This window comes from Candidatus Binatia bacterium, from assembly GCA_036382395.1.
Taxonomy (GTDB): Bacteria; Desulfobacterota; Binatia; order HRBIN30; family HRBIN30; genus JAGDMS01.
This window is the reverse complement of record DASVHW010000051.1, coordinates 1-12,518: the sequence shown is the minus strand read 5'-3', so window position 1 is coordinate 12,518 and position 12,518 is coordinate 1. Positions and strand designations below refer to the sequence as shown.

5 protein-coding genes are annotated in these 12,518 nt (G+C 61.9%); 1 reads left to right on the top strand and 4 read right to left on the bottom strand.

The genetic code is table 11. From position 1 onward, the window contains the following. The 3 genes from VF515_03015 to VF515_03005 form a co-directional block, all read right to left on the bottom strand. The coding region (locus tag VF515_03015) for an amino acid adenylation domain-containing protein (GenBank protein HEX7406602.1) at positions 1-2,881 on the bottom strand (2,881 nt) is incomplete at its 3' end. Next, positions 2,878-7,950, bottom strand: coding sequence for an SDR family NAD(P)-dependent oxidoreductase (locus tag VF515_03010; protein HEX7406601.1), 5,073 nt, complete (start codon positions 7,948-7,950; stop codon positions 2,878-2,880). The genes VF515_03015 and VF515_03010, both read right to left, overlap by 4 nt. A 75-nt stretch (positions 7,951-8,025) precedes the next feature. Continuing rightward, complete coding sequence (locus VF515_03005) at positions 8,026-9,819, bottom strand: fatty acyl-AMP ligase (GenBank protein HEX7406600.1); 1,794 nt, start codon at positions 9,817-9,819, stop codon at positions 8,026-8,028. Between the two features lie 346 nt (positions 9,820-10,165). On the opposite strand from VF515_03005, the gene VF515_03000 reads away from it, so the two are divergent. Then, the gene (locus VF515_03000; protein ID HEX7406599.1) at positions 10,166-11,848 is read left to right on the top strand and encodes an AI-2E family transporter; all 1,683 of its coding nucleotides are present in this window, start codon (positions 10,166-10,168) and stop codon (positions 11,846-11,848) included. A gap of 120 nt (positions 11,849-11,968) precedes the next feature. On the opposite strand, the gene VF515_02995 is transcribed toward VF515_03000, so the two are convergent. Further along, on the bottom strand, positions 11,969-12,518 hold a 550-nt coding region (locus VF515_02995), incomplete at its 5' end, for an alpha/beta hydrolase (protein HEX7406598.1).

Here is a 12,518-nt window from a genome sequence, read left to right as displayed (position 1 = left end):
CAGCGACCACATAGGCCACCAATCGCTTCTCTCCAGGCGCGTCGTCCCGCGCCAAGACGACAGCCTCGCGCACAGCAGGGTGTTGGCCAAGCACGGCCTCGATTTCCCCCAGTTCGATGCGGAACCCCCGGATCTTCACTTGGTGGTCAGCGCGGCCGAGGAACTCGATGTTCCCATCCGGCAGATAGCGGGCCAGGTCGCCGGTCTTGTACAGTCGTGCTCCCGGTTCGACACTGAACGGATCTGGAACGAACTTCTCGGCGGTCAACTCAGGCCGGTTCAGATAACCTCGGGCCACGCCCACCCCGCCGATGTGCAGCTCACCGGCAACACCGATCGGCAGAGGCCGAAGTGCGTCGTCCACAACATATGTGCGCGCGTTCGGTATCGGTCGTCCGATGGGAATCGCAGAACGATCGATGCCCCCTTCGCACAACCAATATGTCGAATCGATAGTCGCTTCAGTCGGCCCGTACACGTTGAACAGCTTGGCCCTGGAGCGGTGTTGGAACCCCATGACCACTTGGGGCGCCAAGACTTCGCCCCCACACATGACGGCACGCAAGGCAAGTGCGTCACCGAAAACCGGCTCCTCGATGAGGAGGCGCAGGAGCGACGGAACGCAGTGTAGAATGGAGATCCGTTTTTCACAAATCATCTGCGCCAGGTAGCGGCAATCCCGATGACCGTCAGCTGCCGCAATGACCAGCCTTCCTCCGGCTAGCAGAATCGGGAAGAGTTCACGCCCAGCAGCATCAAAGGTGATCGGAGTCTTCAGAAGACAGCGGTCTTCGGCTGACAACTCGAGCGTCTCGGTTATCCAGTGGACGGCATTGTTCAGTCCACCATGTTCGACTGTGACCCCCTTCGGCTGTCCCGTTGAGCCCGAGGTGTAGATCACATAGGCAGCGTTCTTGGTGGTTACCGTGCTGACCGGATTCTGTTCACTCATCGGAGCGATGGCGTCCCAGCCCGAGTCCAGGCACACGAGGTGCACCCCAGGCGCGGGCATGCGCTCCGCCAGATGCCGTTGCGTCAGCAGCACTGGCGCGTGCGCATCTTCCAGCAGGAAGGCCAGGCGCTCCATCGGATACGCCGGGTCCAACGGCACATACGCTCCGCCGGCCTTGAGAATGCCAAGAAGCCCGACCACCATCTCCAGGCAGCGCTCCATGCAAATGGCCACCGGCACTTCGGGTCCCACACCCAGAGTTTGCAGGTAATGGGCCAGCTGATTGGCACGGGCGTTGAGCTGAGCGTAGGTCAGTTGCTGCGCCTCGAACACGAGGGCGACCGTGGCGGGCGTACGCTCCGCTTGCTGCTCGAACAGTTGGTGCAGACACTTGTCTCTGGGATACTCGGTCTCGGTATCGTTGAACTCGATCAACAGTTGCCGTCGCTCGGCGTCGCTCAGAATCTGCCGGTCAGACTCGGCGAGCATGGCCTTCAATGCGGTCAGCCTGGCATCGGGCTGTGTAACGACATGGCGCAGAAGTGCTTCGAAGTGTCGTGCGAGTCGCCGGATCGTCGCCGCATCAAAGAGTGCGGTATTGTATCGTAGGGAGATCGAGAGCGATCTTGTCGTCTCAATGACCAACAATACCAGATCGAGGGTTGCTGCCCGACGTTCCAAGGGCAGGGACTCCAGCACCAGTCCCCCCTGATCCATGCGGAACCCTGTTTCGCCCAGCACGAACGTCGGGGCTCCCTGTGCTGCGAGCCCGTGCGGCTTGTCCAAGACGAACATGACCTGGCAGATGGGCGAACGGCTGAGATCGCGGGTGGGCCGAAGTTGTTCGACCAAGCGCAGGGTGGGGTAATCCTGATGTTCGAGAGCGGCCAGGACCGTCTGACGCACTTGGCCTAGATGTGCCTGGAAGGTGGGATTCCCAGAAAGATTCGCGCGTAGGAAAACCGGATTGGTGAAGAGGCCCACGATCCCTTCAAACTCGGCCCGACTCCGGCCAACCATGGGCGAAGCCACCAGGAGGTCTTCCTGACCGGTGTGATAGTGCAGCATCACTTCGAAGGCCGCCAGAAGGACCATATAAAGGGTCGCCCCCTGGGCCTTCGCCAGCACTTTGATCTGTGCGCTCAGTTCGTCGTCCAGACTGAAGTCGTGCGAGGCTCCGCAATATGTCTGTAGCAGCGGTCGTGGCCGATCGGTCGGAAGATCGAGTACAGGCAACTGCCCGCCCAGTTGTTTCCGCCAGTACGCCCAGAGCCGCTCACCTTCCGGGCTCGCCAGCATCTCGGCCTGCCAACGAACGTAGTCCGTGTACTGCAAATCAAGAGGAGGGAGAGCCGCTGGCACGCCCGCTTGTTCCCCAGAGTACAGCACGCCGAGCTCAGTCAGCAGCACAGCGAGGGACCAGAAATCGATCACGATGTGATGCACGACCAGCAACAGGATGTGTTCGTGCGCCGAGCAAGAGAACAGACTCGCCCGCAACAGGGGCCCTCGTTCCAGATCGAAGGGGCGATACGCGTCCTCGACCAGGCGGGTCTTCAGCTCATCGCCGCACCAAGCCGAAGCATCCCTCTCCTCGAAGTGAACCTTCAGGTGTTTGTGGACCTGTTGAACGGGTTTGCCGGAGCGCGCGGAGAACGTCGTCCGCAGGGAAGGATGGCGATCGATGAGGGCTTGGAACGCACGTCGCAGGGAGGAAATGTCGACGTCGGAGCAGATGCGCGCAGCGAAATTGACATTGTACACCATGCTCTCCGGTGCGAGCTGGTGCAGGAACCATATCCCCTGCTGATTGTAGGAGAGCGGATAGTGCGACGGCGCCTCGCTCGCCTTCTTCCGCAGAAGTGTTGCCAGGAGGGAACGCCTCTCTGCCGGTGAGAGATCGGCAACTCTCTGGGTTGAGTTGCTCATTCATTCGCTTCTTCTATGGCCAACATATCGGTGAGCAATGAACGCACTTGCTCATCCGAAAGCGCATCAAGGTCTTCCAGCAGGGGGTCATTGATACCGGCGACGGGCATCGATGGGACGGCCGCCTCCGCTGTGAGTTGCTCGAGGATCTGCGTTGCAGCCTCGGCGACGCTGAAGCCCTGGAGAAATTTCACCATCGGCACGTTGACGCCCAAATCGACCGCCATCCGATGCTTCAACTCGACAGCCATCAAGGAATCCAGTCCCAGATTGGTCAGGGGTTGCTGGACGTCGAGCTGGGATGCGGGAAGCCCGAGTACGCGCGCCACTTGCTCACTCAGGTAGGACTGCAGTAACCGCTGGCGCTCCATTGGTTTCGCCGCCAGGAGGGTATCCCTCTTTTCTCCCGGATGACCCGCTTGCAATGGGATGGCGGCTTCCGCACGCGCAAGTTGAGAGAGCAGCGGTGATTCAGTGCCCGCTGGATGGAACTGGTGATACTGTGCCCAGTTGACGGGAACCACGGCAACCTGGGTCGAGCCTAGCCGGAGCAATCGTTCCAGCACTTTCAGCGCTAGCTCCGGCGCGAGGCTCCGAATTCCCAGGAGCGCGAGGTGCTTGGCGAGGCGCCTCCCCCCAGTCGTACCCGCAAAGCCCAGCTCGGCCCACGCTCCCCAGTTGATGCTCAGGGCCGGTTGGCCTTGGGCCCTTCGGTGATGCGCCAGCGCATCCAGGAAGGCGTTGGCAGCCGCATAGTTCCCCTGACCAGGCTGGCCCAGGAGGGAAGCCGCGGAAGAGAAGAATACGAAGAAGTCCAAGGGAGCGTCTTCAAGCAGGCGATGCAGCAGCCAGGCACCCACCATCTTGGGCCGCAAAACGGCATTGAGTGCGGCGGTATCAAGCTGCGACAGCAGTCCGTCCTGCAGCACTCCCGCCGCATGCACGACACCGCGGATCGGCGGCCAACCCTCAGCGCGAAACTCGTCCAGAAACGCCCGCAACTGTCCTTCATCCGCCACATCCACCGCGGCCAGATGCAGGCTCGCTCCGAAGCCTTCCAGCTCTCGAATGGCGGCGATTTGATCAGCGCAGCGGCTTCCTGCTTCTACCGAGCTCCAGCTCGAGCGTGGTGGGAGCCTCGTGCGCCCCAAAAGGATCAACCGCCGAGCCCCCTGCCCTACCATCCAACGGGCGACCAAGAGGCCGAGTCCTCCCAGTCCTCCGGTGATCAGATAGCTGCCATCAGGCCGCCACCGCAGGGGAGGTCCCTGCATGGCAGAGTGGCGCTGGCGCACCAGACGGGCCACGTATCGCCGCCCTTGACGAAACGCCAACTGATCCTCTCCATCCGGACGGGAGATTTCCTCCCGCAACTGATGCGCGGCAACGTCATCGAGCGAGACCCTGGGTTCCAGGTCGACCAGTCCTCCCCAGAGCGTCGGGTGCTCCTGAGCAATAACGCGACCCAATCCCCACAGAGGCGCCTGAGCTACAGCCAAGGGCAAGGGCTCCTCTTCTGCCGCTTGAGCCCCGCGCGTGACCAGCCACAAGCGCGGGAGGTCACGCCATGGTGCCTCAGCCAGCTCCTGGACCAACGTGAGGACACTGCCGCAGCCCAGAGTCTGAACTGCCTCCACAGAGGCCACGGTGGCCTCCTCCAAAAGGGGAATATCGAGACTCCACAGATGGACAATCCCACGGCAGAGGGTCTGATCAGATACCAGAGCCTCGAAGAGCTGTCGCAAATCTTCCGGTCGGTCTGGACGGATACGAAAATGCTCACCGTCCGTGTGCTCGTACGATTCGCCACGAGCGACCAGAATGCCCCTTTCTCCCTGTGCGCTTAGCAGTGCTGCCAGCGCTTCTCCGACGCCACTGCTGTCGGTGAAAATCAGCCAGCTCTGCGGCGTGGCTGGCAAGGAAGGTTGCGAGACTCGTTGCACTGCCTGACGCTCTTTGAATTGCCACTCGAGCTCATAAAGCCAGTCGTCCAGATTCTCTTCAACTACGCCTGGTGAATCGTCGCCTGGCACCGTGTCGCTCTTGGCAACCCAGAGCGACCCATCGGGGAGCGGATCTGCCGAAAAGACGCCGGCCGCAGGCCCGGTCGCCAGCCAACAACGTTCTCGCTGCCACGGGTAGAACGGGAGTCGAACGCAGCGTCCTCCGGCCGGATAGGTCCGGCTCCAGTCCACCGGGTACCCCAGAGCGTAAAGCGCGCCCAGCGATCCCAGCAGTACCGTGTGGTCTTCTTCCTCACGCCGCCCGGAAGGGAGCACGGCACCTTCTTGGCCGAAGTGATGCATCCCTTGTTGAATGGCGCTGAGAAGAATGGGGTGCGGGCTGATTTCCAGGAAGATGTCATGTCCATCTTTCATCAACCGCTGCACCGCGGTCGAAAAGAGCACAGGCTCTCTCAGGTTCCTCCCCCAATAGAGGGCCTCGAGCTCCAGCCCGTTGCTGACCGTGCCGGTCACGCTCGAGTAGATGGGCACGGATGCAGATCGAGGCTCCAGCCCTTCCAACGCCAGCAACAAGTCAGCCCGCAAGGGATCCATCTGGGGGCTGTGGGAGGCAAAGTCGACTTTCACCGTACGGCAGAAGATGTCTTGACGCTGCAATTGATCAAGGATTGCATCCAGCGTTGCCGGATCACCTGACAACACAGTCGAGGTAGGGCTATTGCTGACCGCGATGGAGACGCGATCTTCGTAGCCGACCAGAACGCGGCGAGCCTCCTCCATGGGGAGCTCCACAGCAGCCATCGCCCCTTGCCCAATGGTGGGCCTGACCAAACGGCTGCGATGGCAAATAACCCGTACTGCATCTTCCAGGCTCAGTGCGCCGGCGACGTGAGCTGCCGCCACCTCTCCCATGCTGTGGCCCACCACGGCTTGTGGCTCGATGCCCCAGGAACGCCACAGGGCTGCCAAGGCCACCTGCATGGCAAAGAGGGCCGGCTGGATGATATCGATTTCGTTCAACCGGGACTGGGCTGCATCGGTGGCAGCGAGCTCTGCGAGCAAAGACCAATCTCCGTACGGCTGCAGCGCCCGGTCACAGCGTTCCACGACCTCCCGAAATACAGCGTCCTGCTCCAAGAGCGTTCGCCCCATGCCAAGCCATTGAGACCCTTGCCCCGGAAACACAAAAACCAGCTTTCGCGGGCGACCTGAAACCTTGCGACCGGCAGACAGGCCGGGACGAACCTCTCCTCGCAAGAACGCCTCCAGGCCCTCGGCCAGTTGCGCCGGCGAATTGCCTGTCACGGCGAGACGGTAGTCGTGGTGACTGCGCCGCACACTGGCCGTGTAACAGAGGTCGTGCAGCGACACCGTGGACTCCGGGATTGCCAGAAAGTCTCGGTACGCTCGAGCCAGAGCCTGCAGGGCCTCCGAGCTGTGTGCCGACAGTGGGAGCAGGTACGCAGATTGGGTCTGGCGGATTTCGCGACTTTCCATTCCGCCTTCTGCATTGTGCATCTCTGCATTCGACCGGGGAGCCTCTTCCAGGACCACATGAGCATTGGTTCCACCAAAACCGAATGAGCTCACCCCGGCCAATGCCGGACCCGACTCCGCAGGCCATGGACCCAGCGTTGTCTGCACTCGGAGCGGGAGCTCGTCGAAAGGAATATGCGGGTTGGGCTCCTGAAAGTGCAGGCTCGGTGGGATCTCCTGATGCTTGAGCGCCAGCGCCACCTTGATCAATCCAGCGATGCCGGCTGCGGCCTCCGGGTGGCCGATGTTGGTCTTGACCGAGCCCAGGGCGCAGGGGCGCCCGGGGAGACGGTCGAGGGCAAGCACGGCACCCAGGGCTTTCGCTTCGATCGGATCGCCTAAGAAGGTGCCGGTGCCGTGCGCCTCGACGTATTGAACGTCGCCCGGTGAGACTGCGGCTCGCCGATAGGCTTCTCGCAGGACCGCCTGTTGGGCCAGCGGATTCGGAGCCATGAGTCCGTTGCTGCGTCCGTCCTGATTCACTGCGCTGCCACGAATGACGGCATAGATCGGATCACCGTCGGCCAACGCTCTCGAGAGGGGCTTCAGAACGACGAGACCCGCACCCTCACTGCGAACGTAGCCGTTGGCCCGGGCATCAAAGGTTTTGCAGCGCCCGTCCGGAGCCATCGCCCCCGCTTTGGTGAAACTGATCGTCACCGCCGGCGAGAGGATCAGGTTCACGCCCCCGGCCAGAGCCAGCGTCGACTCTCCGGATCGCAGGCTGCAACAGGCCAGGTGGATGGCCACCAGCGATGAGGAACAGGCGGTGTCGATGGCGATACTCGGCCCCCGGAAATCAAACACGTAGGAGATACGGTTGGCCGCAATGCTCAGGGCATTGCCGGTGCCCGCATAGGCGTCGATACGACAGAAATCACTCAACTGCCTGCGACCGTAATCGTTGTTCGAAATGCCGACAAACACACCGGTATCGGTGCCGACGAGGCGCTCCCGCACCTGTCCGCCATCTTCCAATGCTTCCCACGTGAGCTCCAGGAGGAGGCGCTGCTGGGGATCCATGCGTGCAGCTTCCCGCGGCGAGATACCAAAGAAACGGGGATCGAACTGATCCACCTGATCGAGGAAGCCGCCCCACGGAGTGTTTATCTTGCCCGGAATCGCCGGGTTTGGATCGAAAAAGACTTCAAGGTTGAAGCGCTCCGCTGGCACTTCGCTGATGGCATCGACCCCGTCGCGCAGCAACTGCCAGAAAGCTTGCGGGTTGTTGGCGCCGGGAAATCGACAGCCGATGCCGATGATGGCGATCGGTTCAGGTTGTGCCTGCCGATCCTCGCCAACCGTGGTGGCTGACTGCGCCACATCGGGTGACTCTGCCAAATACCGAGCAAGAGTCTCGATGGTGGGGCACTCATATGCCAGATCAGGAGACAGTTGGCGTCCAAGCCACTCTGCGAGTTCACCGGAGAGGCTGACCAACTCCGCTGAGCCCATCCCGTAGCTGGCAAAGGGCTCCCGGACATCTATCTCGTGAGACTCGATCTCCAACAACTCGGAAAGCCGTGCGACCAGCCAGGATTGGATGACTTCTGCGGTCCGAGAATCCACTTGAAAACTTTCCTCTTCGTCACCGATGGACAGATTCGCATCAGTGCTTGGACACTTCCCCACATCGCGCACTGCTCACAGCCTATCGAACGTGCCATTCAAGAAGCTGACCTGGCACGCACCACGCTGAAGCTTGCCGCTGGGAGTCTTGGGAAGGCTGCCGGCCCTGAGTAGCACCACGGCGTGCACTCGTACGTCATGCACTTCCGCCACCGCTCGCCGAATGGCCCGACCCACCGCCTCGACATCCAACTGCAGACGCCCCTTCGGATGAGGGCGCGCGTCCTCATCCTGCTGGCAGCGACTCGCCGCTTTGTGGCGGCGTTCCACCTCGGCTGCGAGTATCAGACGTTCGTCGTCGGCAACATCGACCGAAAACGCCGCGCAACAACCTGGCCGTATTGCGGGATGGCTCTGTTCCACCGTCAATTCAATGTCGTGGGGGTAAAGGTTGCGGCCGCCGATGATGATCAAATCCTTCAAGCGACCGGTGACAAACAGCTCGCCATCTTTCAAGAATCCCAAATCTCCGGTGCGGAGAAACGGTCCTTCACCGGTATTCCAGTGGGCTCGAAAAGTGCGCTCTGTTTCTTCAGGTCGGTTCCAATAACCCTGAGCAACGCTCGGGCCTGACACCCAGATTTCGCCCACTACTCCCAGTGCACAAGGGGTCAACGATTCGGGATGGATAATGACGATCTTGGTATCGGGCATGGCGCGGCCACATCCCACCAGCGTCCGCACATTCGGTTGCTGCTCGGAGGCCTCAACGATGCGGTTCTGCGCCAGCGCTTGCGCCTGGGTCGCGCAAACGATGGGCTCATCCTTCACCAGCCCGCCTGACACCATCAGAGTGGCTTCGGCAAGTCCATAACACGGATAGAAGAAGCTTGGGCGGAAACCACAGGATGCAAAGGCCGCAGCGAACCGTTTCATGGTGTCGGCGCGGACTGGCTCCGCGCCGGTGAATGCCGCGTACCAACTGCTGAGGTCGAGCGTCTCGCGTTGCTCTGGAGTAATTCTGCGAGCGCACAGCTCATAAGCGGAATTGGGGCCGCCACTGACGGTGCCTTTGTAACGCGAAATAGCCTGAAGCCACCGCACCGGCCGCTGAAGAAAGGATTGGGGCGGCATCAGGAAACACGGACTCCCTATACACATCGGTCCGATGATTCCGTTGGTAAGTCCCATATCATGGAAGGCCGGGAGCCAGCTCACGGACACGTCACTGTCTGGTGTGAGATCGAAAGCGTGATTGACGTGGGCCGAATTATGGAGGAGGTTCCCGTGACTGACCATTACACCCCGCGGCGCCGAAGTAGAGCCTGAAGTGTATTGGAGCACCGCTAGCGTGTCGCTGCTCACGGCAGGATCTTCCCATTCCGTCTCCAGCCTGCCGCTAACCTTGTCGGTGGCCACCCAGCGCATTGTCTGTAGCTCCGGAGCTTGCGAGAACAGACCCTCAACCTTGGAGAGGATCGATGACGTGGTGAGCGCCAGCGACGGTAGCGCATCGTTTGTGATGGCCCGCAGCCTGGGGAGAGTCCGCTGTTGCTGGGCCGGATTGGGCGGGGGCAGAGGGACGGGAATCACCCCGGCGTATAAGCAACCAAAAAAGGCGGCGATGAACTCGAGACCTGTTGGATAGAGCAACAAGGCGCGATCTCCCCTTGCTCTGTAGCTTTGGAGCAGCGCACCGATCCTCCGGGCCTGGCAGTCCACCGCGGCATAGGTCAGATGGTCCCCTTCTACTTCTCCATCGAGCAGATAGGTATAGGCCCGCTGCTCGGGCTGGTGAAGGGCTCGCCACCGAAGGACTTCGACGAGCGTGGAAAACTCGACAATTGGACGACCAACATCTCTATTCATCTGTGCCGCCTATCCTCGGTCCCGCAGAGCAATGGTTATGCGGGAACAGCTGGCGCACTCGTGCCGTGGCGCTCGGACGATCCCTTTCCCCCGCTCCCCGTCAAGGCAGGGCAGCACAGAGCGACTCCACGGTGTCAGGCATGACGCGCTTGGCGCCGATAGAATCGATGGCATGGCCGAGCCGAATGAAGAGCCGTCCTTATACAGGAGAACGTGGCACCGCCGCAAGCTCGGAGGACTACGCGCGTGGTTCTACGCGCATAGTATTACGCTCTGACGCTGCCGGCGGAGATCGGCTATCTTCTTCATCAAGGAACATCTCCGCCTACTTCGGAACCAGTACTGGATGAGTGAAGGCGCAAACAGTCCGGGCAGCATCGATCTGCGACCGATCGCCGCCGCCACGGCCGTGGTGATCGGCATGGTGGCCGCGGCTGCCGTCGCCTACCTGCTGCTCGACATCCTCCTCGTGCTCTTCATCGGCATCGTCGTCGCGGCGGCGCTCCAGCCCTGGCACGTAGTGCTCTGCCGCTGGGGGGTACCGAAGGGGCTCGCGGTACTACTGATCTACCTCTTCCTCCTCATCGGGCTCGTTCTGATTGCGCTCGTCGTTGGCCCGGTGTTGATTGAGCAGATCGGTACGTTCGTGGCCGAAGTGCCCGGAACATACGTCAGTGCTCGCTCCTACCTCCAGGCGAGTGGAACCGCTCCGTTCCACTTTCTCGGGCAGCGGCTTCCTCCGTTCGAGCGCCTGACGCAAGATCTGACAAAACTCGCGCCGCAGTTGTACCAGGGCACCCTCGGCGTGACGATGAGCATCGTCAAGCTCCCTGCCTACTTCGTGACCGTGCTCGCCATCGGCTTTTACTGGACGATGGAAGTGCCGCGGTTCGAGCGGCTGCTCCTATCACTGCTCGCGGTCGAGCGACGCCCGCGCGCGCTCAACGTCTGGCACGAGATCGAGTCCAAGCTCGGCGGCTTCATGCGCGGTCAAGGGCTGGCAATGTTGTCCATCGGGGCAGCGTCGGCACTCGGCTACGCGCTGATCGGACTGCCGAACGTCCTGGCACTCGCCGTTCTCGCGGGTCTGCTCGAAGCCGTGCCGTCGATCGGACCGGTCCTGGCCGTCGGTCCCGCGGTCCTCGTCGCCTTGCCGTTGGGCCTGCACACGGTGCTCTTGGTGATCGGACTCGCGGTGCTTCTCCAACTCATCGAGAACAACGTCCTGATTCCCCGCATCATGCATCACGCTGTGGGCGTGAGCGCCCTCGTCGGCCTATTGGCCGTCCTCGCCTTCGGCACCCTGTACGGTATCCTCGGCGTCCTCATCGCGATTCCGATGACCGGCGTCATCCAGGTGCTGCTCGATACCATGGTGGTCGACGCGAAGCCTGTAGCGGAGCCCGCGGGCCTCGTCGGCAGTCCATGGGAAAATCTTCGCGCACGTGTCCGGGCACTCCGGCAACAGGCCCGCGTCCGGCTCCGAGCCCGCACGAGTCGCATGGGCATCGACCCGGCGACGGCGGACCATGTCGTTGATGCTGTCGATCAGCAGATCGAGGTGGCGGTTGCACGCGTCGAAAAACTCATCTCGGTGGCGGAAGAGACTTCGGAGCCGTTGGCTACCGAGGCGCAGGCCGCAATCGTCGAAAAGCTGCAGGGCGCCACGGACCAGATCGAGCAGGCCGTCGAGCGTGTTGACACGATCGTGGTCCCTGCCGAGGATGCGCTTGGAACGAGCGGCCCCACGGTGCAGCCGCCGTTGACCGAGCTGCGTGAGGCAACTGGACAGGTAGGGCAGGCCGTGGTCGAAACAATCATCGCAGTGACTGCGGGCTCACAGGGCCCCCTCCAGAGCGGGCAGCGCGAAGCGAGCGTCGACAACCTGGATCAGGCCGCGCAGCGATTCAAGGAGGCGGTGCAAGACGTAGAAACCTTCGTCGTCGCTGCGCAGGAGGAGTCGAGAGAGTCACACGCCGCGGAGGAACTTGGGCACGTCCGGAAAAAGATCGAACAGAAGATCCGTTAATGCGAACTAAGGGCACCGCCTTCTGCCCGGCCGGTTCGTCGAACTTGCCTTGGCCATTTGTTCCCTCGCTTTAGCTCAGCGCGGCGACCGGACCAGCCAGGCGGCGCCGGCAAAGCGACCTCAGGTCTTAAGGAATGCCAGCAGGTCGGTGTTGAGCTGGTCTTTGTGCGTGTCCGCGAGGCCGTGGGGCGCGCCCGCGTAGATCTTTAGGGTCGCGTTCCTGACCAGCTTGGATGAGCGGAGAGCCGCGGTGCCGATCGGCACGATCTGGTCGTCGTCGCCGTGAATGATCAGCGTCGGCACGTCGAACTTCTTGAGGTCATCTGTGAAATCCGTCTCGGAGAACGCCTTGATGCAGTCGAAGGTGTTCTTGTGACCGGCCTGCATCCCCTGGAGCCAGAATGAGTCGATCATGCCCTGCGAGACCTTGGCGCCGGGCCTGTTGGCCCCGAAGAACGGGCCACTGGCGAGATCCTTGTAGAACTGCGAGCGGTCGGCAATCGAGCCGAGGCGGATCCCGTCGAACACCTCAATCGGCAAGCCGCCGGGATTGGCCGCCGTTTTCAGCATCAGCGGCGGGACGGCGGAGATCAGCGCGGCCTTGGCCACCCGTTTCGTGCCGTGGCGGCCGATATAGCGGGCAACTTCGCCGCCGCCCGCGGAGAAGCCG